A 23,499-nucleotide genomic window follows, 5' to 3' on the forward strand; every position below is an offset into this window, starting at 1 on the left:
ACATTTAATTTGCGCTGTTCTCAGGCCTCGATACCCAACATATCCCGTGCCAACGCCTCGGCAATCCGAATCCCGTCGACACCGGCCGACAGAATCCCGCCCGCATACCCAGCGCCTTCACCGGCCGGGAACAGGCCTTTCACGTTCAGGCTCTGCATCGATTCGTCACGGGTAATCCGCAGCGGTGACGAGGTGCGCGTCTCGATCCCCGTCAGCACGGCATCGTGCAGCGAGTAGCCCTTGATCTGCTTCTCGAACGCCGGCAGTGCTTCGCGGATCGCTTCGATGGCGAAGTCCGGCAAGGCCAGGGCCAGGTCGCCCAGGGCCACCCCTGGCTTGTAGGACGGTTCCACACTGCCGATGGCCGTGGATGGCTTACCGGCGATAAAGTCGCCGACCAACTGTGCCGGAGCCTCGTAGTTGCTGCCGCCGAGGATGTAGGCGTGGGACTCCAGGCGCTCCTGCAACTCGATACCCGCCAGCGGGCCGCCTGGGTAATCCACTTCCGGCGTGATACCGACGACGATGCCGGAGTTGGCATTGCGCTCGTTACGCGAGTACTGGCTCATGCCGTTGGTCACCACGCGGTTCGGCTCGGAGGTCGCTGCCACCACGGTGCCACCCGGGCACATGCAGAAGCTGTAGACCGAACGGCCGTTCTTGGCGTGGTGCACCAGCTTGTAGTCGGCGGCGCCCAGCTTCGGGTGCCCGGCATATTTGCCCAGGCGCGCGGCGTCGATCAGCGATTGCGGGTGTTCGATCCGGAACCCCACCGAGAACGGTTTGGCTTCCATGTAGACGCCACGGCCATGGAGCATGCGGAAGGTGTCGCGGGCGCTGTGGCCGAGGGCCAGGATCACATGTTTGGAGAGGATCTGCTCACCACCGTCGATGACCACGCCATTCAACTGGCCGTCTTCGATCAGCACGTCGGTCACCCGTTGCTCGAAACGCACTTCACCGCCCAGGGCGATGATCTGCTCGCGCATGTTTTCTACCACGCCGGTCAGGCGGAAGGTACCGATGTGGGGCTTGCTGACGTAGAGGATTTCTTCCGGCGCGCCGGCCTTGACGAACTCGTGCAGGACTTTGCGGCCGTGGAATTTCGGGTCCTTGATCTGACTGTAGAGCTTGCCGTCGGAGAAGGTCCCGGCGCCGCCTTCACCGAACTGCACGTTGGACTCGGGGTTGAGCACGCTTTTGCGCCACAGGCCCCAGGTGTCCTTGGTGCGCTGGCGTACTTCCTTGCCGCGTTCGAGGATGATCGGCCTGAAACCCATCTGCGCCAGCAACAGCCCGGCGAAGATACCGCACGGGCCAAAACCGACGACCACAGGCCGTTCGACCAAGCCTGCCGGGGCCTGGCCCACGACCGTGTAGCTGACGTCCGGCGCCGGGTTGACGTTGCGGTCATCGGCAAACTTGAGCAGCAGGGCGGCCTCACCCTTCACATTGAGGTCGATGGTGTAGATGAAGCACAGCTCCGACGACTTTTTGCGCGCGTCGTAGCTGCGTTTGAACAGGGTGAAATCGAGCAGGTCATCACTGGCGATGCCCAGGCGCTGCACGATGGCAGGCCGCAGGTCTTGTTCGGGATGGTCGATGGGCAGCTTGAGTTCGGTGATTCGTAACATGACGGGATCCGGTAGGCGGCGGACAAAGAGGCCGGCTGTTTTGCAAACCGGCGATTATAAGCCCCAATGGCGGTTTTCCGTCAGGTTAAAACAGCGCAGCGCTGAATCAGTCGTCCCGGGAACCACCAAACGCCGCGCAACCGCGCTGTACCTGGCCGTTGACGCGCAATTCCGCCGTCATGTGTTGCAGGCTGCCGCTGACGCTGTCGATGCAGCGCTGGGGCGCGACCCACAGTTCGATGTGCTGGTTGTTGGCTTCGGTCATCAGGTTGAAGCGGCCGTCGCCGATCTGCTCTTCGACATAAGGCACCGCCAGTGGCGGCTGGCCTTCACGCTCGAGCACCATGCCCTTGGCGGTGACGTTCATGGCCCAGGCTGGCTTGTGGCCGTTGGCCCGCAGGGTCATGCGCTTGAAGTCCGGGTCGGTGCAGGCAGAGGTCGAGCGCTCTACGCGGTAGAGTTGTTGCAGGTCGACGCTGCCCTGGGGGCCGCTGGCGACGCCCGAGAACTTGCCACGCAAATCGGCAAACAATGCCCCTTGCTGGCCGGCCAGGGACGCCGCTTCCTGCAGGATGCTGGTGCCACTGGTGTCGTTGACGACATAGTTGCGTTTATCGTCGCACGGCTGGAACAGCAGCTTGCTACCTACCGCCGTGAGTTCGCCCTGCATGCGGGTCAACCCGGCGGTAGACGGCTTGGTCGGCTCGTTTTCGAACATCTGGCAAGCGGCTAACACAGGAAGCAAGGCAAACAGGGCGAGGTTACGGGCGGCACGCATGATCGGGTCTCCAGACAAGTGCCGCCACGTTACGCAGGCTGGCGTTGCATCACAACCCCGCAGCCCTGCTTCAGGCAATTCTTACAATGGTTACATTCAGCCAACAATAAATGTCTGGCCGGTCTGTAAGCCCTCCACGCTTTTTGCATAGGCCAATGCCACATCGGCCCCCGGAACCGGTTTATAGCCACGGAAGTACGGTGCGTAGCTGCCCATGGCCTCCACCAGCACGGTCGGGCTCACGGAGTTGATGCGCAGCCCCCGTGGCAATTCGATTGCCGCGGCTTTGATAAACGCGTCGAGTGCGCCATTGACCAGCGCAGCCGAAGCGCCAGTACGGATCGGGTCACGGTTGAGAATGCCACTGGTGAAGGTGAACGACGCGCCGTCGTTGGCATACTCGCGGCCGATCAACAGCAGGTTGACCTGGCCCATCAGCTTGTCACGCAGGCCCAGTTCAAAGTCGCTTTCGCCCATATCCCCCAGCGCCACGAAATTCACGTTGCCTGCAGTGCAGACAAGTGCATCGAATTTGCCGGTCTGCTCGAACAGGTTGCGGATCGAGGTGCTGTCGCTGATATCCACCTGGAAGTCGCCGCTGCTGCGGCCAATGCTGGTCACCTCGTGACGCTGGGCCAGTTCGGCCTTGACTGCCGAGCCGACGGTGCCACTGGCGCCAATCAATAGGATTTTCATGGGGCTGTCCCTCCAGGAGTAAGTGAAGGTTCAGTCTAGAGTGGCTTTTTAAGCGGATAAACGTGCTAATAGGCAACCTTTGGTTTTCAAATGGAAACAGTCCATGAGCGAGATGGATGACCTGGCGGCCTTTGCCGTACTGATCGAAGCCGGCAGTTTTACCGTGGCGGCCGAGCAACTGGGCTGCAGCAAGGGCCAGTTGTCCAAGCGCATCAGCCATTTGGAAGCGCAGTTCAGCGTGGTCTTGCTGCACCGCACCACACGCAGGCTCAGCCTGACCGCCGCCGGTGCGGCGCTGTTGCCCCAGGCGCAAGCGCTGGTGGTGCAGGTGGATCGCGCCCGACAGGCATTGGCGCGTCTCAAGGACGATTTGGCCGGGCCTGTGCGTATGACGGTTCCGGTTTCATTAGGGGAAACCTTCTTCGATGGTTTGTTGCTGGAGTTTTCCAAGCAGTATCCCCAGGTGCAGATCGAGCTGGAGCTCAACAACAGCTACCGAGACCTGGCGCGAGACGGCTTTGACCTGGGGGTGCGTTCGGGGGTGATTGAAAACGAGCGTCTGGTGGCCAGGCCGCTGCTGGCCTGGCACGAGATGACCTGCGCCAGTCCCGCTTACCTGGAGCAACATGGCGAACCCCTGACCCCTGGGGATCTTGCGGCGCACAGCTGTTTACTCAACAGCCACTACAGCGGTCGCGAGGAATGGCTTTATCACCAGCAGCACGAGTTGTTGCGGGTGAGGGTGAGCGGCACCTTTGCCTCCAACCATTACAACTTGCTGAAGAAGGCCGCCCTGGTAGGGGCCGGAATCGCCCGCTTGCCGTCCTACGTGCTGCCCACGGAATTGGCTGACGGCCGATTGCGTTGGCTCCTGCGTGATTACCAGACGCGGAGTATGCCGATGTACCTGGTCCATCCTTATCAAGGCGGCCTGCCGAGACGTACCCAAGTATTGGCCGACTACCTGGTGGACTGGTTCAAGCGCAGCGGTGAGGCGCTGGATCGGCTTTAACGGTAGCGGCGCGCAATCAGGTGATCGATGGACAGGCTGCCCGGGCCTTTGGCGACTAAAAGCAACAGCAGCGCCATCCAGGTGCCGTGGGTGGGGTAGGCGTCCGGGTAGACGAACAACTGAATGACCAGGGTCATGCCGATCAAGGCCAGGGCTGAGAAGCGCGTGGCCAGGCCCGCCAGGATCAGCACCGGGAAAAAGTGCTCGGCAAACGCCGCCATGTGCGCGGCCACTTCCGGCGACAGCAATGGCACGTGGTATTCACTGCGAAACAGCGGCAATGTCGAGGCGGCGAGTCTGGGGGCACCAAGTTCGAACGTGCCGTTGATCAGGTCAATGGCAAGGCCTTCGACCTTGGTTTGCCCGGACTTCCAGAACACCGCCGCTATGGAGAAGCGCGCAATAAACGCCAGCAGGCTGTAGGGAATTTTCTCGAAAAGCGCGATGGCCTGTTTGATCAGGCACGAATCGGAAGTGTTCATGGCGATACCTGTTGTTCTGGGGGCAGATGACTGAGGGCGTCGTGGTTGATCAGCAGCGTGAGGCATTGGTGCAGGTCGAACTCGGCGCTGGCCTCGAGGGCATTGGCGACGGCCATTTCCAGCGCCGAGCCGCATTTCAGGCTATTGATAAAGGCGACCGAGCCGCCGTCGATGGCGAAGACCTTGACGCTCAACCCTTGGCGCAACACCAGCGCGCTCTGGGCATGCCAGGGATCCAGGGTGGCCAGGGCGCCCTCGGTCTGGTGTGCCGCCCATACTGCAACCACTGCGTAGGCGGAATTCAATGTGCCAACGGACGGGTGCAGTTGCAGATGCAGCGCCCCCGGCTTCGTGTGGGCTTGCAGTTGCTGCAGAACGGCTTGCGGATCCACCACGGCTGTATCCGCTGCGTGATAAGCGCGAACCCGCAAGCGTTCCAACCGGGCGACATCGGCCAGGTAGGGCACGCTGGCGGCCGGTTCAAAACCTTGGATAAAGTCGGCGAATGTGCCGCCGTACTCGCTGATCAGCGGGCTGGCGGGCGGGTAGGCCTGGACGAAAATGCCGGCCATGGCGCGGAAAAATTCATCGCCGACCAATTGCGCGGTTACGGGGTATGCGGTTGCCAGCGCATTGATCAACGAGTTGTGAACATTGTTGCGATACACCGCAAAACGACTGGCCGGGTCGGCCCCGTTGCTGCTGAACAGGCCGTCGGGGCAAGGTTGGCCGGGCGCCAGCAAGGCGCTGGAAAAGGCGTCGTGAAGGCTCATGGGTGGACCTGCGATAAGTACCGTTCAGCGTGCTGGGCTTCCGCGCATAGCACGCTGAAGGCCGGCACTTGGTTGTCGCGCTCGATCAGGGTTGCGACCGGGCCCGTCAGCGCGAGTACGTGTTCGTACAGCAGCCACACCGCGTTATCGATGGGCGCGCCATGGTCATCGATCAGCAGGCGATCGCCCAGGCTGTCGGTGTCTTCGGCGAAGCCGGCCAGATGAATCTCACCCACGGCGCGCAATGGTAGGGCGTGGATGTAGGCCAGAGGGTCGCGCTGGTGGTTTATGCACGACACGTAGACGTTGTTCACGTCCAGCAGCAGGCCGCAGCCGGTGCGGCGGATGATCTCGCTGATGAAGTCGGTCTCGTCCAGGGTCGAGCGCTGGAACTGCAGGTAGGTCGATGGATTCTCCAGCAGCATCTGCCGCTTGAGGGTGCTCTGTACCTGGTCGACGTGCTCGCAAACTCGACTCAAGGTGGTGGCGTCATAAGCCAGGGGCAGCAGGTCGTTGAGGAACACCGGGCCGTGACTGGACCAGGCCAGGTGTTCGGAAAATGAGTGGGGTTGGTAGAGTTCGATCAGTGCGGCCAAGCGTCCCAGGTGCTCACGGTTGAGCGGGCCTTCGCCACCGATGGACAGGCCCACGCCGTGCAACGACAGCGGGTAACGTTCGCGAATCAACCCCAGGTAATGATGAAACGGGCCGCCGGCCACCATGTAGTTTTCGGCGTGCACTTCAAAAAAACCGATGTCGGGCGAAGTATCGAGCACTTCCTTGAAGTGCTCGTGCTTCAGCCCCAGCCCGGTCCGATAGGGGAGCCCGGGCATCTGAATCGGTGAGACTGTGGGCAGGAGTGAAAGCGTCATCATCCGTACTCAGGCCAGGCAGGGGTCAGGACTTGGCGGTGAAGGCGGCTTCCTGGCCGAAGCCGGTCGGCGAGGTGGAGCTTGGGGTTTGGGTGCAGGTGCCGGCCGGGACCAGTTTCCAGGCGTTGGCCTGATCCTTGGTCTTCGAGGTGCCGGCGCAGGACGTGCCGGCACCGGCGGCGCAATCGTTCTTGCCGGCTTCAGCGACGCCGAAGCACTTCTGCATGTCGTCGGCAGCGTGGGCGGTGGTGGTCAGGGCAGAGAGGCTCAAGGCCGAACTCAGGGCAAGGACGAGGGAAGCGGCAGACAGTTTGGTGGTCATGGTGGATCTCCAGCAGTAGGTTGAGGAGCGGGCTTGAATGCCTGCTTGCACCACTAGAGGCGGGAGGGGGATGTTCGTTACAAGGCCAGACGAAATAATTTCAAACAATGCAAAAAAATGTGGGAGGGAGCTTGGCTCCCTCCCACATGAGACCCGGCTTATCCAGCCACCGTCTCTTAGCCGCCCAGGTACGCCTCACGCACCTTCGGATCGGTCAGCAGCTGCTCGCCCGTGCCCTGCATCACCACCCGGCCGTTTTCCAGCACGTAGGCGCGGTCAGCGATTTTCAGCGCCTGGTTGGCGTTCTGCTCCACCAGGAACACCGTTACACCGTCCTTGCGCAGTTGTTCGATGATGTCGAAGATCTGCTGGATGATGATCGGTGCCAGGCCCAGGGAGGGTTCGTCCAACAGCAACAGCTTGGGCTTGCTCATCAGCGCCCGGCCGATGGCGAGCATTTGCTGCTCGCCGCCGGACATGGTGCCGCCGCGCTGGCTGAAGCGCTCCTTGAGGCGAGGGAACAGGTGCAGCACCTTGTCCATCTGCTCCTGGTAGTCGCCCTTGTCGGTGAAGAACCCGCCCATGGCCAGGTTTTCTTCCACGGTCAGGCGCGAGAACACCCGCCGGCCTTCCGGCACCACGGCAATGCTCTTGCGCATGATGTGCGACGACTGCTGGCCCACCAGCTCTTCACCCATATAGCGGATGCTGCCGCTGTGGGCCTGCGGCGAGCCGCACAAGGTCATCAGCAAGGTCGACTTGCCGGCGCCGTTGGCACCGATCAGCGTGACGATCTCACCCTGGCGCACTTCGACGTTGACGCTGTGCAGGGCCTGAATCTTGCCGTAGAAAGTGGAAACGTTTTCGAATTGCAGCATTTTACGCTTCCCCCAGATAGGCTTTGATCACTTCAGGATTGTCGCGGATCTGCTCCGGCGTCCCGTCCGCCAGCGGCGTGCCCTGGTTGATCACTACGATATGGTCGGAAATGCTCATGACCAGTTTCATGTCGTGTTCGATCAACAGCACCGTGGCGTTGTTTTCCTCACGCAACACGCCGATCAGCGCCTTGAGGTCTTCGGTTTCCTTGGGGTTCAGGCCGGCGGCCGGTTCGTCGAGCATCAGGATCCGCGGACGGGTCATCATGCAGCGAGCGATTTCCAGGCGACGTTGCTGACCATAGGCCAGGGTGCCGGCGGGGCGGTTGGCGAACTCGGTGAGGTTGACCTTGTCCAGCCAGTACGCAGCGTATTCCATGGCCTCGCGCTCGCTCTTGCGGAACGCCGGGGTCTTGAACAGGCCCGCAAAGAAGTTGGTGTTCAGGTGACGGTGCTGGGCGATCAGCAGGTTCTCGACCGCCGTCATGTCCTTGAACAGCCGTACGTTCTGGAAGGTGCGCACCACGCCCTTGCGGGCAATCTCGTGGCCGGCCAGGCCCTGGATCGGCTGGCCGTCCAGCAGGATGCTGCCGCCACTCGGCTTGTAGAAACCGGTGAGGCAGTTGAACACCGTGGTCTTGCCGGCGCCGTTGGGGCCGATCAGCGCAACCACCTGTTTCTCTTTCACGGTCAGGGCGACGCCGTTGACCGCCAGCAAGCCGCCGAAGCGCATGCTCAAGTTTTCGACTTTCAGGATCTCGCGGCTCATTTGCGCAGCTCCATGTGTGGACGTTGCATGGGCAGCAGGCCTTGAGGTCGCCAGATCATCATCAGCACCATCATGGCGCCGAACATCAACATGCGGTATTCGCTGAACTCACGCATCATTTCCGGCAGCAGGATCATCACGATCGCCGCCAGGATCACGCCCAGCTGCGAGCCCATGCCACCCAACACCACGATGGCGAGGATGATCGCCGACTCGATGAAGGTGAACGACTCCGGGGTCACCAGGCCTTGGCGAGCGGCGAAGAAGCTGCCGGCAAAACCGGCGAACGCGGCACCCAGGGTGAAGGCGGAGAGCTTGATGATGGTCGGGTTCAGGCCCAGGGCACGGCAGGCGATTTCATCTTCGCGCAACGCTTCCCAGGCACGGCCGATCGGCATGCGCAGCAAGCGGTTGATCACGAACAGTGCCGCCAGCGCCAGCAACAGCGCCACCAGGTACAGGAACACCACTTTGCTCACCGGGTTGTAGTCGATCCCGAAGTACTCGTGGAACGTCTGCATGCCTTCGGCAGCGGTGCGGTCGAACGACAGCCCGAAGAACGTCGGCTTGGGGATGCTGCTGATGCCGTTGGGGCCACCGGTGATGTCGGTCAGGTTACGCAGGAACAGACGGATGATTTCCCCGAAGCCCAGGGTCACGATGGCCAGGTAGTCACCACGCAGGCGCAATACCGGGAAGCCCAGCAGGAAGCCGAACGTGGCCGCCGCCATGCCGGCCAGCGGCAGGCAGATCCAGAAGCTCCAGCCCAGGTAGTGCGACAGCAGCGCGTAGGTGTAGGCACCCACGGCGTAGAAGCCCACATAACCCAGGTCGAGCAGGCCGGCCAGGCCCACTACGATGTTCAGGCCCAGGCCCAGCAACACGTAGATCAGGATCAGGGTGGCAATGTCGACCGCACCGCGCGAGCCGAAGAACGGCCAGATCAACGCGGCCACGATCAGGCCGATGATGATGTAGCGCTGGGTGCGTGGCAGGGTCAGGAATTGGCTGACCTTGGGCGAGACCAGCGGGCCACGGTTGCGCTTGAACAGTGCGCCGACCTGCTGGGTGAACAGCACGCGCAGGAACATCAGCACCGAACACAGGGCGATGATGGTCAGCGTCACGGGGCCGGTACCATGCACTTCCAGGTTGATGCCGACAATGCTCAGCTTGAGACCGAGTACCGGGAAGGCCACCGCCCACACCAGCAAGGCGCTGAAAAACGCCGATTTAAGATATCTGCTCATACTTTCTCAACCTCCGGACGGCCCAGGATGCCGGTCGGACGGAACAACAGCACCAGGACCAACAGGCCGAACGCGACGACGTCCTTGTATTGGTCGCCGAAAATATCGGCACCAAACGCCTCGGCCACCCCCAGCACCAGGCCGCCGAGCATCGCGCCCGGAATACTGCCGATGCCGCCCAATACCGCTGCGGTAAAGGCCTTGAGGCCTACCAGGAACCCGGCGTTGGGGTTGATCACGCCGTACTGCATGCTCAGCAGTACGGCCGCGACGGCTGCCAGTGCGGCACCGATCACGAAGGTCAGGGCGATGATGTTGTTGGTATTGATGCCCAACAGGTTGGCCATCTTGATGTCTTCGGCGCAGGCCCGGCAGGCGCGCCCCAGACGGGAGCGGGAGATGAACAGGGTCAGGCCCAGCATGGCCACCAGGGTGACGACGAAGACCAGGATCTGCATGTAGGAAATCAACACTTCTTCCGCACCGCCCGGACCGAAGGAGAAGCTCCCCGGGATCAGGTTGGGGATGGATTTATCCTTGGAGTCCTGGGACAGCAATACGGTGTTCTGCAGGAAAATCGACATGCCGATGGCGGAAATCAGCGGGATCAAACGGTTGCTGCCACGCAAGGGACGGTAGGCAACGCGCTCGATACTGTAGCCATAGGCACTGGTTACGACGATCGACGCCAGGAACGCGGCGGTCATCAACAGCGGCAGGGAGTGGATACCCATCATGGCCAGCCCGGCAAGGGCAATGAAGGCCACGTAGGAACCAATCATGTATACCTCGCCATGGGCGAAGTTGATCATTCCAATGATGCCGTAAACCATTGTGTAGCCAATGGCTATCAAGGCATAGGTGCTGCCAATGGTCAGCCCATTAACCAGCTGTTGGAAAAAATGATAGATCTCAGGCATTACAGCGCTCCTAAAAACCCGATACGCATTTCACTGGTGGAGTCATGTTCCGGCCCCGTGCTGTGTTCTGTGAGCACATTTGCACAAAGCGTTTGCCAGCGAACCGCTGGTGACGGTTTTAAGATTTTCAGGTGAGCCAGCGCCCGGATCGCGGGTGACAGGCCCATAAACCTCGTAAAACAAAGCCCACTGCTCTCACAGTGGGCTTGTTGGACCAGTAACGCCTGGCTTACTGAGGGGAAACTTCGGTTTTTGGTTTGCCGAAGTGCCATTCGTAGACCACGAACTTGAAGTCCTTCAGGTCGCCCTTGGCGTCGAAGCTCAGCTCGCCGGTAGGGGTCTTGAAGGTGCCCGCGTGGATGGCTTCGGCCACTTTTGCGGTGTCTTCGCTCTTGGCGGCCTTGATGCCGCCGGCGATGACTTCAATGGCCGAGTAGGCCGGGAACACGAACGGACCGGTTGGGTCCTGCTTGTTCTTGGCGAACTCTTCAACGATGGCTTTGTTGGCCGGGTCGGTATCGAAGGATTTCGGCAGGGTTACCAGCAGGCCTTCGGAAGCGCCCTGGGCGATTTGCGAGATGGAGTCGTTGCCGACACCTTCAGGGCCCATGAACTTGGCGTTCAGGCCTTTTTCCTTGGCTTGGCGCAGGATCAGGCCCAGCTCCGGGTGGTAGCCGCCGTAGTAGACGAAATCGACGTTGGCTTGCTTGAGCTTCTGGATGATCGAGGAGAAGTCTTTGTCGCCGGCGTTCAGGCCTTCGAAGACGGCAACCTTGGTGCCTTTCTTCTCAAGGGTCTGTTTGACGGCGGTGGCGATACCTTCACCGTATTGCTGCTTGTCGTGCAGGACGGCAACGATTTTCGGCTTCACGTGGTCGGCGATGTAGTTGCCGGCCGCCGGGCCTTGGGCGCTGTCCAGGCCGATGGTGCGGAAGATCAGCTTGTAGCCACGGGCGGTGATTTCCGGGCTGGTGGCTGCCGGGGTAATCATGATCACGCCTTCGTCTTCATAGATGTCGGACGCAGGCTGAGTGGAGCTGGAGCAGAGGTGACCGACCACGAACTTGACGCCGTCGTTGACCACTTTGTTGGCCACGGCCACGGCTTGTTTAGGATCGCAGGCGTCGTCGTATTCCTTGGCTTCGAGCATCTTGCCGTCGACGCCGCCCTTGGCGTTGATGTCGGCGATGGCCTGCTTGGCACCCATGAATTGCATGTCGCCGTATTGCGTTACAGGACCAGTCTTTGGACCGGCGATGCCGATCTTGATGGTGTCGGCTGCGAACGAATGGCCGGCAACCCCAGCCAGGACCATAGCGGCAAACAGTTTGGAAATCTGCTTAGTAGCCTTATTCATAGTGCTCCACTCTTACTGTTGTATTTTTTATAGTTCTAGCGGCCTTGTGAGCTGCAGAACCGGATCGGATATCTCGGATATCCCCCCGGCAGTGCCCTGGCAACTGTACCGGTACAGTGTAGAGCGCCGGTTGATCGCTTGAAAAGCTGGCTGCCGGGGGCAAACCCCGGGGGTGTCGCTTAAATGAAAGAAAAAGACAGAATTGCGGCGGGGGTAATGCCTGACTCTCGCGCATTCCTTGGCTTTCCTGACACTTTCAATCGATAACGCATTTGCAACTGGGTTTTTCTGCCTGAAGCGTGACGTTATGATTGCGCCGATTTTTTCTTCAGGTGAACTCCCATGACGCAAGAACCTAGCACCCTCTATGCCAAGCTGCTCGGTGAAACCGCCGAAATCTCCTGGAAAGAGCTTGAACCGTTCTTTGCCAAAGGTGCCCTATTGTGGGTCGACCCAAGCCTGGATTTGATCGAAGCCGCCGAGGGAATGGCCGAGGACAATCGCGACAAAGTCGCTGCCTGGCTGGCCGCGGGCAGCCTTGGCGAAGTGTCTGCACCGCGGGCATTGGACCTGGTTGAACGCGACCCGAGCTTGTGGGCGGTGGTGGTTTCGCCGTGGATACTGATCCAGGAAAGGGCGGCGTGATAAAGGGTTGCACTGAAAAGGTGCGTTATTTTCCGTTTTAAAAGTGTGTAGCTGAGTAACCGCTGTTGCCGTGATGGCATCTTGCCGTGAAGAAAGGTCACAGCGCTGGGTGACGCGCACGTCATGGGAACAGTTTTCTCGCCGTTGAATAGGCCGGAGAATTGTTTCTCAGTGTGAATAAAAGGGTGGTGCCTGTCAGATCGCGGCGTAGGAAACGGCGAATTCCGGTAAAGTTCGCCGCTTGTCACCCGGAGCTAGTCATGCCGTCAGCGCTGTCCCCCTTAGCGAAGCCTTCGCACCAACTGCTTTACCTTATCTACGGTCGCCAGGACGTTTATCGGCGCGAAGCCAAGTTCAGCATCCTCACCGCCCTGTCCCAACTCAAACCGGGCGAGTCGCTGTGCATCCGGGTCATGACCGATCGGCCTCAGGAATACATGGGCTGGCCGGTTGAAACCATCGCCCTGGACGAGCAGACCCTGGCCCAATGGCAGGGTGAAAACGGTTACCCCCATCGCCGCAAGGCCTGCGCGATCGCCCAAGGGCTTATGCGGGCGGACAAGACCCTCTTCGTTGACACCGACACGCTGTTCCTCAAGTCCCCCCATCGTGTGTTCGAACTGATAGAGCCGGGCCAGTATGTGATGGACGGCTTCGAATACGACTGGAGCTATGTCTGCAAGCGCCCTGACTATCTCAAGTTGGGCGAGCACCTGCAGGCCCATGGCATCTCTGCGGATAACAGCTTCAAGCTCTATAACAGTGGTCTGTGCGGCGTGCGTGCCAGCGATGCGCCGCTGCTCGAAGCCTCTATCCGCCTGATCGACGAGTGGACGCGGAACTCGTTCGATATTCACACCATCGAGCAAATCGCGATTTCCTTCGCGATGCGCGACCAAAAGGTGCGCGAGGCGCATAAATTCGTTCATCACTACTTCGCCGATAAGCGCTTCTTCCATGCCATGCAAGCGCACTTCTTCACCCTTCACGGTGAGGCATTCGGCCCCGAGCTGGTCGCGCGATGCAGGGATGTGCCGCGAGTCAAGCCGGTGCCCTCGCCCTGGCAGCGGCTGCGCATCAAGTGGAAGCTGCGCAATCAGCGCAAGCACCTGAAAAAGGTCGGTCGTGACTTGCTCTACGGCAGTTCGGCGCCTGCGCATCCGTACTACGACGTGTGCCGACACGGGTGGTGGGAATCGGCTTCGCGGGAGATTCGTGGCTGGGATGAGGCGGAGCAGAAGCGGTTCTTCGGCGCAAAAAATTCCGGCTGGCCGAAGCATTTGCCCCGGCCTGCAAGACGCGCCGACGAAAAGACCATCATCGCGTTCCTGCGCCAACGCATGACGCACTGAGGTTGCAACGGCGCCAGGCGGCGCCGTCATACTGGGCTAGGCGGTCTTGCCGGTGTGGTTATTCAACGAAATAACCTTGGTCTTGCCGATGCGGTGACGGTAGATCTCGCGCAAGTACTTGATCGCCTTCTTCACGCAATCCCGTGACAGGCGAATGTCATTGATCGACACGAACTTCTCTTTGTCGTTGATCAACTCGCGGTACTTCTTCTCATACATCGGCTTGATCGCGTACCAGTTGGTATCGAGGATCTTCGCCGGGTTTTCAAACTCGTTGAGCAACTCGTCGATGCGGTCTTCGTCGAAGTCCTCGTGGATGATGAAATCCAGGATCGAGTTGTCCAGGGTGTCGTCGAAGCGGTACGGGTTGCGTGCAAAGCAACGCTTGATAAAGGCCACGATCAGCGTCAGGAAGTCATCCGACAGGCACGGGCTCTTGGCGATCAGGGTGGTCAGCGACAGGTTGGCGGACGCGCCGATTACCAGGGCATAGCGCTTGAGGGTGGTGTTGGGGAACAGGCTGTTGAGGTGCGTCTTGAGCCGGTTCAGGTCCATGTAGGACAGCTTGTAGTCCTTGGGCAGCGAGACGATCGACACCACCGACGAGCAGTTCTTGAAAAAGTGCAGGTCATGCAGCGCCGCCGCATCGTAGCCGGAGTTCTTGTATTGCTCCAGGGACGCCTTGTAGCGCTTGGACTCGATCGGCAACAGGCTGATGCCTTCGATGGCCTGGGTGACCTTGTTGAAATGCGGCAGGTCGATGGAGCGGAAGAACAGGTCATCGATGTTCAGGCGCTGGGGCTCTTTCTCGAAGACTTTGAACTTGTCATTGGACGGCGCCGGGGTTTCCGGTACTACGGATTCGGCGTAGGCAATCGCCACCGGCCCGGCCAGGCTCATGAACAGGTCATTGGCGTCCAGGCGGATGGTTTCGCCGATGTCGATGCCGGCGCGACGGAAGTAGTTCTGGTCGTAGTCGGTGGTCACGGCCTGGGCGGTGAGGATGTTGAAGATCTGCTGGGAGATGTACTGGTTGGCGTGTTTTTCCATGGCATTGACGTCAATGTTCTGGATATTGCCGTCATCGCTCTCTTCGGCGTAGCGCATGATGTCGTTGGAGATCAGCATCATCGCGTTCCACGGCCGGATACGCCCCTTTACGCTGGCTTCGCTGCTGTCTTCATTGTCGAAGTTGTATGAGAAGTCCCATTCTTCCGACAGGTACTTGCACAGCAAGCGTCCGGCGTTGATGTGCAGCGCCTCGGACATTTCGCTGCGGTGGTCGGAGATGTTCGGCAGCACGCAAATACCGCTGGTGAAGATCGGTTCGAACACGAAGGCGTGGCCGCTTTTGCTGTCGTGCTCGTCGGCGGGCTTGGTGTCGAACGTCTTGTTCATGTACGAATGCTGCTGCGCCAGGCCGAATTCCGAGGCCATGCCCGAACCGGTACCGCCGCCGGCGCTGAAGATCGAGAAGTACAGGCGCGACTGGTTGGCCTTGATGCCGCAGGAGTCGATCAGGTACGAGTGGATCATCTTCCAGTCGGGGCTGGAAAAGCGCTGGGTGTCTTTGTTCAGGATGATCTTGGCCAGGTACTGGCCGAGGATCGGCGCGTTACCGGCGCCACCGGCATGGACTTCGGAGAGGTCCATGATTTTCATCTTGCTGTAGTCGCGCAGGAAGCCGCTTTTTTCGCCCTTGCGCGAGAAACGGATACGCCCGGCGATGTCCTTGTCCAAGTCGCCGAGCATCACCAGCGGTTCCACCAGGAACACCGGCTTGCTGGCCTTGCCGCCGCCCAGGCGCAGGTTGTTGCGAATCCACTGGGCCGGGCTGTAGCCCTTATCCAAGGATTTGTCTTCGGTGCTGAATTCGTTGAGGTAGAACTTGCGCGCGTTGTACACCAGCTCCGCCACGTCCAGCGCGATGTTCGAACCGCAGCGGCCCAGGCCGATCAGGCAGACCGAGGGGAATTCCTGCTCGCTGTGCTGCTCGCTGTCGCCTTCCAGGTGAGGCGGGCGCGGGAACACCATGTCGCGCAGGCCGTCGAGGTTATCGAGGATGCGGTCGGTATTGGTTTCGGTGAAGTACAGGTATTGCTGGGTGGCCAGCGGGCGGGCGGTGCTCAATGACTTTGAACCTGAGGGCTTGTCCGCAGGAGCTGGGAGCAACACATCGGATACCACGGTGGCTGGGTTATTTTTAGAAGTCATTGTGCGCCATGTGCCTGGGAGGATGGCTGAAAAGTATCAAATGGCCATCACGGAATGGGAGTTCGCGACTTTACAGTGCGTCCTTGTCCGGAACGCTCAGGCTGACCCTGTGTGCTCAGGAAAAACCTGGCCGGACTCTGATGGATCGGCCGTTTGTCGGCGATCTTTAGGTAAATGATGGCGAAATGCCAAAGATTGGACCTCAGCGAATGGGTCTGACGATGGAGTGGGGTACGGAGCGGCTCAAGGAGAGCTCTTTTTTCAGGGGCGTGTCCTTGGTTCCCGCCACGTTGGATGAGTTGAGCGGGTTGCGTCGGTCGATGCCCTGCATTGCACCCATTATTTCACTGGCGGGCACCGCCGGGCTCAACAGGTAGCCCTGGACGAAATCACAGCCATGGTTGAGCAGCAGATCGAATTGGGCCTGGGTTTCCACGCCTTCGGTCACCACTTGCAGGTGCAGGGTGTGAGCCATGCCGATAATCGCCTGGACGATCTCGATGTCGGCGGTCGACTTGGGAATGTCCTGGATAAACGAGCGGTCGATCTTCAGGGTGTTGAGCGGCAGGCGCTTGAGGTAGGCGAGTGAGGAGTAGCCGGTGCCAAAGTCGTCGATGGCCAGCGACACGCCCAGCGCGCGGATTTGCCGCAGCAGGGCCAGGGTGCTGCTGATATTGCCCATCAAGGCATTTTCGGTCACTTCCAGCTCCAGGCGGTTGGCGCCGATCCCGCTGAAGCGCAGCGCATCTTCGATCTCATCCGCCAGCTCATCGCGGGCCAGGTTCAGGGCCGAGCAATTCACTGTCATGGTCAGTTCGGTATAGCCTCGGTCGGAGAGCAGGCTCAAGTCATGACAGGCCTGGCGCAAGACCCAGTGGTCGAGTTCGGCGATCAGCCCGTTGCTTTCGGCAATTCCGATAAACCGGTCTGGGGTCAGTAGCCCCTGTTGCGGATGCTGCCAGCGCACCAGGGCCTCCAGGCGTGTCACTTTGCCCAGCTTCATGTCAAAGATCGGTTGGTAGAACAGTACCAACTGGTTCTGGGCGCGCAGGGCGCTGCGTAGCTCTTCTTCCAATTGCAGTTCGAGGAAGGCACGGGTCTTCAGGTTGGAGCTGAAGAAGTTCAGGCCATTGCGTCCCATGTCCTTGGACTGGTACAGCGCCAGGTCGGCATTTTTGAGCAGCTCTTCGCAGGTCAGGCCATCCTCCGGAAACAGGCTGATGCCGATGCTGGTGGTCATCACCATACGGCGGCCGGCGAGTTCGACCGGGTCCTTCATCTTCTGCATGATGCGCTGGGCCAGGTGTCGCGCTTCGTCGCGGTGGTGAACGCTGATCAGGATGCAGAACTCATCGCCGCCAAACCGTGCGACCACGTCCGCATGGCTGCGCACGGAGCCTTTGATATGGCTGGCGAGCACGCTGAGCAATTGATCCCCAGCGTCATGGCCGAGGCTGTCGTTGATGCGTTTGAAGTGATCGATATCGAGGAAAATAACCGCCATCATGCCGTTTGAAGCCGTTTTTTCGGCGATTTTTTCCGCAAAAATCTGATTGAAGCCGCGCCGATTAAGCAGGCCGGTCAGCGCATCGTAATGCGCCACCTGTTGCAGGGAGGCGCGGGCCTGGTCCAGTTCGCTGAGCAGCGCGTTGACCCGACGCAGGTCGCGCTCCTTGTGCTGCAGCTTCTTGTCCGCCAGCGCGGCGCTGATGCTGCTGCCGATCACCAGCAGGGTGATCACGGCGACCGACAGGCCCAGTTGGATAGGGTTATTGTTCAGTGGTAACGAGAGATCGGCGCCGGTGTGGACGATCAGTTGCATGGCGGCCATGCCGGTAAAGTGCATGCTGATAATGCCTGCGCCCAACATCAGGCTGGCGGCGTATTTGAGCAGTTGATGGAAGACGCCGGCGCCGGTACGCAGGTAGCTCGACAACAACAGAGCGGCCAGGCTGGCGCCAATGGCGATGCCCACCGAGGCGAGCAGCAGGCCCGACTCGAAATACGCCTGGGCCTGGGAACGCATGGCCGACATGCCGACGTAATGCATCAGGGCGATGCCGATGCCCATCCACAGCGATGCCAGCAGGTATTGGTTAAACCGCAGTCTGGTGTGACCGAGGGTTTGCATGGCGAACAACGAGGCGATCAGGGCGATGACCAGCGAGGCGAACGTCATGAGCAGGTCGTAGTGAATCGCGATGGGGGCCTGGAAGGCCAGCATGCTGATGAAGTGAGTGGACCAGATACCCCCTGCCAGGCAACCGGCACCCAGCCAACGCCAATGGCGGCGAGCGGTAGGGTCTTCGACATGGCCAACCCGTTCGGCCATGTCCAGGGTGCCGAACCCCGCCGCACAGGCGACCAGATAGGCCAGCAGCACCAGAAAAGGGTTATGACTGCAATTGAGTAATAAGTGCCCGTTCGCTGGGAGGTCGGTAAAAAAGTGCAGACCTAGCCATTCCATAGCATGTCCCGTCATAGCGTCACGTCACAGCCTACGGCGATGACCTATGAGGTCGAGTATAGAAGCCTCGCGGGATTTTCCAGCGATAATGGCACTTTGCTCGGAATGATTTTGGCATGCCGTGCATAGCAATTAGTGCTAAGCGCTGATGGGCAACTCCAACTCGAACGGGGCTTGTAACGGTGGCAGGCCGAACGCAGCACGGGCCGCGTCGCAATCGACATTCTGCTCGCCCTGGCTCCATGAAGCTTCGAATTCCCGGCAGGGGCTTGAGCGTTGCTCATAAATCGAGCAGCTCGTACCTTTGCCGACTTCGCCTTCAAGGCTGCAGCAGCGCGCGGGCTTCTGGTCGGTGCCGATCATTGCCACGCGGGTCGGGTTGATCTGCACCACCAGGTCATCAGGCACCGTACCCCCCGAGGAGGCGCACTCACCCCAGAAGAAAGACACACGAAAGTGTGAACAGCAGGCACCGCAACTCAGACACGGACTGGCTTCGGACATGGGCGTCATCGATAAGAAAAGTAGAGTGGGGTACTACTGGAAGGCTCGCCATTCTAATCGGGTCATGGCCGTTGGGAAGGGGGGCAGGCACTTATATTTTTGTCGGCAAAGTCCCGTGTTGTCGGGTGAAATCATGCCCTATCAGCTTTACGAATCATTACAGACAACCACGGCTCGCCTGACTATGTTGCAGGTACCGGGCGGGATGCATCGGGCATCGCAGCTCTCATAACAATAAAAGAGACGGACCCATGCAGAACTCGACCCAAGCGGCGAATGCCTGGCGCATTCTGTTCCTGCTGTTCCTCGCCAACCTGTTCAACTTCTTCGACCGCACCATTCCGGCGATCATCATCGAACCGATCCGCATGGAATGGCACCTGAGCGACTTCCAGCTCGGCATCATCGGCACCGCCTTCACCATCGTTTATGCCATTGCCGGCCTGCCGCTGGGGCGTCTGGCCGATACCGGCTCGCGCAGCAAACTGATGGGCTGGGGCCTGTTCGCGTGGAGCGGGCTGACAGCGGTCAACGGCCTGGTTGGCAGTTTCTGGACGTTTTTGCTGGTGCGCATGGGCATCGGTATCGGTGAAGCCAGCTATGCGCCGGCTGCCAACTCGCTGATTGGCGACCTGTTCCCGGCGCACCGCCGCGCCCGGGCCATGGGGATTTTCATGCTGGGCCTGCCTTTGGGCCTGTTGCTGGCGTTCTTCACCATCGGCTGGATGGTCAAGGCCTTCGACAGCTGGCGCGCGCCGTTCTTCATCGCCGCCGTGCCGGGGCTGATCCTTGCGGTGTTCATGTTCTATATCAAGGAACCCAAGCGCGGCGCCGCCGAAGCCGTACAAGTCTCCCAGGAGCGCGTCGATCGCCCGATTCGCCGCGTGCTGGCCGTGCCGACCTTCCTGTGGCTGGTGCTGGCCGGGTTGTGCTTCAACTTCGCCACCTATGCGTGCAACTCGTTCCTGGTGCCGATGCTGCAGCGCTATTTCCTCATGCCACTGCAGGACGCGGCGGTCGCCACCGGCGTCATCGTCGGGTTGACCGGCCTGGTGGGCCTGACCTTGGGGGGCTGGATTGCCGACAAGATCCATCAACGCGTTGCCAATGGCCGACTGCTGTTTGCGGCGTGCAGCCTGATCATCTCCACCGTCACCACCGCCTGGGCCCTGCATGCCGGGCGCATCGAGATCGGCGTGTTTGTGGTGCTGTTCAGTGTGGGCTGGTTGTTTGCGTATAACTTCTACACCTGTGTGTACACCGCGATCCAGGACGTGGTCGAGCCGCGCCTGCGGGCCACGGCGATGGCGCTGTTCTTTGCCGGCTTGTACTTGCTGGGCGGAGGCATGGGGCCGATTGTGGTGGGCGGGTTGTCCGATCACTTTGCCCATGCGGCGATGTATGCGGCGGGGGCCGAACAGATGACCGAGGCTTACAAGGCGGTGGGCTTGCATGACGCCATGTACCTGATTCCGGTGGCGTTGTTCTTGACCATGCTGTTCCTGTTCCAGGCGTCACGCAGTTTTGTGCGTGATGCCAAGCGGATGAAGGAGGGGTTGAAGGGGGTTGAGGTGCCGGCTGCGGCTGCGATGGCTTGATTCTGCGGTGACGCCATCGGGGGCTTGCCCCCCGATGAGGCCCGCAACGCCAACGCTGTTCTCAAGCGAATAAAAAAGGCCCGCAGTGCGCGGGCCTCTATTCAACCGGGCAGGGCGGTAATCAACCGGCCACCAACACCCGAATGGCTTCCAGTCGCAGCGCCGCCTTGTCGAGCATGGCCAGGCCTTGCTCACGTTGGTTGCGCAGGGCGACCAGCTCGCTGTCGCGAACGGTCGGGTTGACCGCTTGCAACGCGGTCAGGCGCGCCAGTTCTTCGTCGGTGTCTGCCGCCAGGCGACGCTTGGCTTCGGCCACACGTTCGGCGTGACGCGGCGTGATCTTCTCTTCACCGGCATTGATCCGCGGTGTGAGTTGATCGCGCTGGGCCTGCACGAACTTGTTGGCGCTGGCCCGAGGCACGCTTTCCAGCTGGTCGTTCAAGGTTTCGAACGAGACGCGGCCGGACAGGTCGTTGCCATTGGTGTCCAGCAGGCAGCGCAGTGCCGCCGGAGGCAGGTAACGGCCCAGTTGCAGCGCGCGGGGCGCGACCACTTCGCTGACATAGAGCAGCTCCAGCAACACGGTGCCCGGCTTGAGCGCCTTGTTCTTGATCAGCGCCACGGCGGTGTTGCCCATGGAGCCGGACAGCACCAGGTCCATGCCGCCCTGCACCATTGGGTGTTCCCAGGTGATGAACTGCATGTCTTCACGGGACAGCGCCTGGTTACGGTCGTAGGTGATGGTCACGCCTTCGTCGTCGCCCAGGGGGAAGCTGGCGTCGAGCATCTTCTCGCTGGGCTTGAGGATCAGCGCGTTTTCCGAATGGTCTTCGCTGTCGATGCCAAAGGCGTCGAACAGGGTTTCCATGTAGATCGGCAGGGCGAACTGGTCGTCTTGCTCGAGGATGTCCTCCACCAGCGCATCACCTTCACCGGCGCCACCGGAGTTGAGCTCCAGCAGGCGGTCGCGGCCGGTGTGCAGTTCCTGCTCCAGGCGCTCGCGCTCGGCACGGGCCTCGTCGATCAGGGCTTGCCACTCGCTGTCGTCGGCGTTTTCCAGCAGCGGCAGCAGGCGCGGGCCGAACTGATGCTGCAAGGCGTTGCCGGTCGGGCAGGTGTTGAGGAACGCGTTCAAGGCTTCGTGGTACCACTGGAACAGGCGCTGTTGCGGGCTGGTTTCCAGGTAGGGCACGTGCAGTTCGATCACATGTTTCTGGCCGATCCGGTCCAGACGGCCGATCCGCTGTTCCAGCAGGTCGGGGTGGGATGGCAGGTCGAACAGCACCAGGTGGTGGGAGAACTGGAAGTTGCGGCCTTCACTGCCGATTTCCGAGCAGATCAGTACCTGGGCGCCGAATTCCTCATCGGCGAAGTAAGCGGCGGCGCGGTCACGCTCGAGGATGTTCATGCCCTCGTGGAATACCGTGGCCGGGATACCGGAGCGCACGCGCAGGGCGTCTTCCAGGTCCATCGCGGTTTCGGCGTGGGCGCAGATCACCAGGACCTTGGTGCGCTTGAGCATTTTCAACTGGTCGATCAGCCATTCGACGCGCGGGTCGAAGCGCCACCAGCGGTTTTCTTCGTCGATGTCCGGTTGCGACTGGAAGCTGACTTCCGGGTACAGCTCGGCGTGTTCGCCCAGGGGCAACTCGAGGTATTCGTCCGGGTTCGGCAGCGGGTAGGCGTGCAGCTTACGCTCCGGGAAGCCCTGCACGGCGGCACGGGTGTTACGGAACAGCACGCGGCCGGTGCCGTGGCGGTCGAGCAGTTCACGCACCAGGCGCGCACTGGCTTCGGCGTCGCCATCGTTGACGGCGGTCAGCAGCGCTTCGCCTTCGTTGCCGAGGAAACCCTGGATGGTCTTGTGCGCGGCAGGCGACAGGCGGCCCTTGTCGAGCAGCTCCTGCACGGCTTCGGCCACCGGGCGATAGTTCTCGCTTTCGGCACGGAAGGCGTGCAGGTCGTGGAAACGGTTCGGGTCCAGCAGGCGCAGGCGCGCGAAGTGGCTGTCCTGGCCCAGCTGTTCCGGAGTGGCGGTGAGCAGCAGCACGCCGGGAATCACTTCGGCAAGCTGCTCGACCAGCGCGTATTCCGGGCTGGCTTTGTCTTCATGCCAGACCAGGTGGTGGGCTTCGTCGACCACCATCAGGTCCCAGCCGGCGGCGAACAGTGCGTCCTGGGCCTTCTCATCGTCCACCAGCCACTCCAGCGCGACCAGGGCCAGTTGGGTGTCTTCGAACGGGTTGGCGGCATCGCTTTCGATAAAGCGTTCTTCATCGAACAGCGCCACTTGCAGGTTGAAGCGGCGGCGCATTTCCACCAGCCACTGGTGCTGCAGGTTTTCCGGTACCAGGATCAGGACTCGGCTGGCGCGGCCCGACAGCAGTTGGCGATGGATCACCAGGCCGGCTTCGATGGTCTTGCCCAGGCCCACTTCGTCCGCCAGCAAGACCCGTGGTGCGATACGGTCAGCGACTTCACGGGCGATATGCAATTGGTGGGCAATAGGTTGCGCACGCACGCCACCCAGGCCCCACAGCGAGGATTGCAATTGGCGGCTGGTGTGTTCAAGGGTGTGATAGCGCAGCGAGAACCAGGCCAGCGGGTCGATCTGCCCGGCGAACAGACGGTCGCTGGCCAGGCGGAACTGGATAAAGTTGGAGAGCTGGGTTTCCGGCAGGGTGACCTGCTCGTTCTGCCCATTGAGGCCGTGGTAGACCAGCAGGCCGTCGACGTCGTCGACTTCCTGCACGGTCATTTTCCAGCCTTCGAAATGGGTGATGGAGTCACCCGGCGAGAACCTCACACGGGTGAGGGGCGCATTCCGTAGCGCATACTGGCGGGTGTCGCCAGTGGCCGGATAGAGCACGGTCAACAAGCGGCCGTCCTGTGCCAGAACGGTGCCTAACCCCAGCTCTGCTTCGCTGTCACTAATCCAGCGTTGCCCCGGTTGATACTGCTGCGCCATGCTGCCTG

20 protein-coding genes are annotated in these 23,499 nt (G+C 60.8%); 4 read left to right on the forward strand and 16 right to left on the reverse strand.

The genetic code is table 11. The features are described from left to right. Window positions 1-20: 20 nt before the first annotated feature. The 3 genes from B9N88_RS08455 to B9N88_RS08465 all read right to left on the reverse strand — a co-directional run bounded on the left by B9N88_RS08455 (window position 21) and on the right by B9N88_RS08465 (window position 3,108). A complete protein-coding gene (locus B9N88_RS08455) occupies window positions 21-1,634 on the reverse strand; it encodes an NAD(P)/FAD-dependent oxidoreductase (RefSeq protein ID WP_027604432.1) in 1,614 nt (537 codons plus the stop codon). Between the two features lie 106 nt (window positions 1,635-1,740). Beyond that, a complete protein-coding gene (locus B9N88_RS08460) occupies window positions 1,741-2,412 on the reverse strand; it encodes a COG3650 family protein (RefSeq protein ID WP_027604431.1) in 672 nt (223 codons plus the stop codon). A gap of 96 nt (window positions 2,413-2,508) precedes the next feature. Continuing rightward, on the reverse strand, window positions 2,509-3,108 hold the full coding sequence (locus B9N88_RS08465; protein WP_027604430.1) for a short chain dehydrogenase: 600 nt from the start codon (window positions 3,106-3,108) through the stop codon (window positions 2,509-2,511). Between the two features lie 103 nt (window positions 3,109-3,211). On the opposite strand from B9N88_RS08465, the gene B9N88_RS08470 reads away from it, so the two are divergent. Beyond that, a complete protein-coding gene (locus B9N88_RS08470; RefSeq protein WP_027604429.1) occupies window positions 3,212-4,120 on the forward strand; it encodes a LysR family transcriptional regulator in 909 nt (302 codons plus the stop codon). Here the strand turns inward: B9N88_RS08470 and B9N88_RS08475 are convergent. The 9 genes from B9N88_RS08475 to B9N88_RS08515 form a co-directional block, all read right to left on the reverse strand. Then, entirely contained in the window at window positions 4,117-4,602 is a 486-nt protein-coding gene (locus B9N88_RS08475; RefSeq protein WP_027604428.1) for a DoxX family protein, read from the reverse strand. The two genes, B9N88_RS08470 and B9N88_RS08475, sit on opposite strands and share 4 nt — an antisense overlap. Continuing rightward, entirely contained in the window at window positions 4,599-5,375 is a 777-nt protein-coding gene (locus B9N88_RS08480; protein WP_027604427.1) for an HvfC/BufC N-terminal domain-containing protein, read from the reverse strand. Before B9N88_RS08480 ends, B9N88_RS08475 begins: the two co-directional genes overlap by 4 nt. Further along, the gene (locus tag B9N88_RS08485; RefSeq protein ID WP_027604426.1) at window positions 5,372-6,250 is read right to left on the reverse strand and encodes an MNIO family bufferin maturase; all 879 of its coding nucleotides are present in this window, start codon (window positions 6,248-6,250) and stop codon (window positions 5,372-5,374) included. Before B9N88_RS08485 ends, B9N88_RS08480 begins: the two co-directional genes overlap by 4 nt. Window positions 6,251-6,272: 22 nt before the next feature. Continuing rightward, window positions 6,273-6,569, reverse strand: a complete 297-nt coding sequence (locus B9N88_RS08490) for a BufA1 family periplasmic bufferin-type metallophore (RefSeq protein ID WP_027604425.1) — start codon at window positions 6,567-6,569, stop codon at window positions 6,273-6,275. A 176-nt stretch (window positions 6,570-6,745) separates the two neighbouring features. Further along, window positions 6,746-7,447 carry an ABC transporter ATP-binding protein gene (locus tag B9N88_RS33235; protein WP_017844798.1) on the reverse strand — a complete coding sequence of 234 codons (702 nt, stop codon included), beginning with the start codon at window positions 7,445-7,447 and terminating at the stop codon, window positions 6,746-6,748. 1 nt (window position 7,448) lies between these two features. After that, a complete protein-coding gene (gene livG / locus B9N88_RS08500) occupies window positions 7,449-8,216 on the reverse strand; it encodes a high-affinity branched-chain amino acid ABC transporter ATP-binding protein LivG (RefSeq protein WP_027604424.1) in 768 nt (255 codons plus the stop codon). Beyond that, window positions 8,213-9,466 (reverse strand): high-affinity branched-chain amino acid ABC transporter permease LivM, encoded by a 1,254-nt coding sequence (locus B9N88_RS08505; protein ID WP_027604423.1) that lies wholly within the window; start codon window positions 9,464-9,466, stop codon window positions 8,213-8,215. The genes livG and B9N88_RS08505 overlap by 4 nt, the downstream gene beginning before the upstream one ends. Beyond that, the gene (gene livH, locus B9N88_RS08510) at window positions 9,463-10,386 is read right to left on the reverse strand and encodes a high-affinity branched-chain amino acid ABC transporter permease LivH (protein ID WP_003172375.1); all 924 of its coding nucleotides are present in this window, start codon (window positions 10,384-10,386) and stop codon (window positions 9,463-9,465) included. The genes B9N88_RS08505 and livH overlap by 4 nt, the downstream gene beginning before the upstream one ends. Before the next feature lie 229 nt (window positions 10,387-10,615). After that, on the reverse strand, window positions 10,616-11,743 hold the full coding sequence (locus tag B9N88_RS08515; RefSeq protein ID WP_027604422.1) for a branched-chain amino acid ABC transporter substrate-binding protein: 1,128 nt from the start codon (window positions 11,741-11,743) through the stop codon (window positions 10,616-10,618). Window positions 11,744-12,085: 342 nt separating this feature from the next. Here B9N88_RS08515 and B9N88_RS08520 point away from each other — a divergent pair, with 342 nt between their 5' ends. Together B9N88_RS08520 and B9N88_RS08525 are read left to right on the forward strand one after the other, a co-directional pair. Beyond that, window positions 12,086-12,388 carry a DUF2288 domain-containing protein gene (locus tag B9N88_RS08520; protein WP_027604421.1) on the forward strand — a complete coding sequence of 101 codons (303 nt, stop codon included), beginning with the start codon at window positions 12,086-12,088 and terminating at the stop codon, window positions 12,386-12,388. Window positions 12,389-12,648: 260 nt separating this feature from the next. Beyond that, entirely contained in the window at window positions 12,649-13,740 is a 1,092-nt protein-coding gene (locus tag B9N88_RS08525) for a hypothetical protein (protein ID WP_027604420.1), read from the forward strand. Window positions 13,741-13,776: 36 nt separating this feature from the next. Here the strand turns inward: B9N88_RS08525 and B9N88_RS08530 are convergent, their stop codons facing one another. The 3 genes from B9N88_RS08530 to B9N88_RS08540 all read right to left on the reverse strand — a co-directional run bounded on the left by B9N88_RS08530 (window position 13,777) and on the right by B9N88_RS08540 (window position 18,925). Next, on the reverse strand, window positions 13,777-15,954 hold the full coding sequence (locus tag B9N88_RS08530; protein WP_027604419.1) for a hypothetical protein: 2,178 nt from the start codon (window positions 15,952-15,954) through the stop codon (window positions 13,777-13,779). Between the two features lie 202 nt (window positions 15,955-16,156). Next, on the reverse strand, window positions 16,157-18,421 hold the full coding sequence (locus B9N88_RS08535) for a putative bifunctional diguanylate cyclase/phosphodiesterase (RefSeq protein WP_027604418.1): 2,265 nt from the start codon (window positions 18,419-18,421) through the stop codon (window positions 16,157-16,159). A gap of 138 nt (window positions 18,422-18,559) precedes the next feature. Further along, entirely contained in the window at window positions 18,560-18,925 is a 366-nt protein-coding gene (locus B9N88_RS08540) for a YkgJ family cysteine cluster protein (protein WP_027604417.1), read from the reverse strand. A 251-nt stretch (window positions 18,926-19,176) separates the two neighbouring features. Between B9N88_RS08540 and B9N88_RS08550 the strand changes: the two genes are divergently transcribed. Further along, a complete protein-coding gene (locus B9N88_RS08550) occupies window positions 19,177-20,523 on the forward strand; it encodes a spinster family MFS transporter (protein WP_027604416.1) in 1,347 nt (448 codons plus the stop codon). 121 nt (window positions 20,524-20,644) lie between these two features. Here the strand turns inward: B9N88_RS08550 and rapA are convergent, their stop codons facing one another. Further along, window positions 20,645-23,491, reverse strand: coding sequence for an RNA polymerase-associated protein RapA (gene rapA, locus B9N88_RS08555; protein WP_027604415.1), 2,847 nt, complete (start codon window positions 23,489-23,491; stop codon window positions 20,645-20,647). Window positions 23,492-23,499 lie beyond the last annotated feature (8 nt).

The organism is Pseudomonas sp. LAMO17WK12:I1 (assembly GCF_900177315.1).
Lineage (GTDB): Bacteria > Pseudomonadota > Gammaproteobacteria > Pseudomonadales > Pseudomonadaceae > Aquipseudomonas > Aquipseudomonas marginalis.

What these genes read in the sequence shown, in the direction of transcription:
- B9N88_RS08455 (WP_027604432.1), bottom strand. Translation starts at nt 1,634, where the DNA reads ATGTTACGAATCACCGAACTCAAGCTGCCCATCGACCATCCCGAACAA.
- B9N88_RS08460 (WP_027604431.1), bottom strand. Translation starts at nt 2,412, where the DNA reads ATGCGTGCCGCCCGTAACCTCGCCCTGTTTGCCTTGCTTCCTGTGTTA.
- B9N88_RS08465 (WP_027604430.1), bottom strand. Translation starts at nt 3,108, where the DNA reads ATGAAAATCCTATTGATTGGCGCCAGTGGCACCGTCGGCTCGGCAGTC.
- B9N88_RS08470 (WP_027604429.1), top strand. Translation starts at nt 3,212, where the DNA reads ATGAGCGAGATGGATGACCTGGCGGCCTTTGCCGTACTGATCGAAGCC.
- B9N88_RS08475 (WP_027604428.1), bottom strand. Translation starts at nt 4,602, where the DNA reads ATGAACACTTCCGATTCGTGCCTGATCAAACAGGCCATCGCGCTTTTC.
- B9N88_RS08480 (WP_027604427.1), bottom strand. Translation starts at nt 5,375, where the DNA reads ATGAGCCTTCACGACGCCTTTTCCAGCGCCTTGCTGGCGCCCGGCCAA.
- B9N88_RS08485 (WP_027604426.1), bottom strand. Translation starts at nt 6,250, where the DNA reads ATGATGACGCTTTCACTCCTGCCCACAGTCTCACCGATTCAGATGCCC.
- B9N88_RS08490 (WP_027604425.1), bottom strand. Translation starts at nt 6,569, where the DNA reads ATGACCACCAAACTGTCTGCCGCTTCCCTCGTCCTTGCCCTGAGTTCG.
- B9N88_RS33235 (WP_017844798.1), bottom strand. Translation starts at nt 7,447, where the DNA reads ATGCTGCAATTCGAAAACGTTTCCACTTTCTACGGCAAGATTCAGGCC.
- livG (WP_027604424.1), bottom strand. Translation starts at nt 8,216, where the DNA reads ATGAGCCGCGAGATCCTGAAAGTCGAAAACTTGAGCATGCGCTTCGGC.
- B9N88_RS08505 (WP_027604423.1), bottom strand. Translation starts at nt 9,466, where the DNA reads ATGAGCAGATATCTTAAATCGGCGTTTTTCAGCGCCTTGCTGGTGTGG.
- livH (WP_003172375.1), bottom strand. Translation starts at nt 10,386, where the DNA reads ATGCCTGAGATCTATCATTTTTTCCAACAGCTGGTTAATGGGCTGACC.
- B9N88_RS08515 (WP_027604422.1), bottom strand. Translation starts at nt 11,743, where the DNA reads ATGAATAAGGCTACTAAGCAGATTTCCAAACTGTTTGCCGCTATGGTC.
- B9N88_RS08520 (WP_027604421.1), top strand. Translation starts at nt 12,086, where the DNA reads ATGACGCAAGAACCTAGCACCCTCTATGCCAAGCTGCTCGGTGAAACC.
- B9N88_RS08525 (WP_027604420.1), top strand. Translation starts at nt 12,649, where the DNA reads ATGCCGTCAGCGCTGTCCCCCTTAGCGAAGCCTTCGCACCAACTGCTT.
- B9N88_RS08530 (WP_027604419.1), bottom strand. Translation starts at nt 15,954, where the DNA reads ATGACTTCTAAAAATAACCCAGCCACCGTGGTATCCGATGTGTTGCTC.
- B9N88_RS08535 (WP_027604418.1), bottom strand. Translation starts at nt 18,421, where the DNA reads ATGGAATGGCTAGGTCTGCACTTTTTTACCGACCTCCCAGCGAACGGG.
- B9N88_RS08540 (WP_027604417.1), bottom strand. Translation starts at nt 18,925, where the DNA reads ATGTCCGAAGCCAGTCCGTGTCTGAGTTGCGGTGCCTGCTGTTCACAC.
- B9N88_RS08550 (WP_027604416.1), top strand. Translation starts at nt 19,177, where the DNA reads ATGCAGAACTCGACCCAAGCGGCGAATGCCTGGCGCATTCTGTTCCTG.
- rapA (WP_027604415.1), bottom strand. Translation starts at nt 23,491, where the DNA reads ATGGCGCAGCAGTATCAACCGGGGCAACGCTGGATTAGTGACAGCGAA.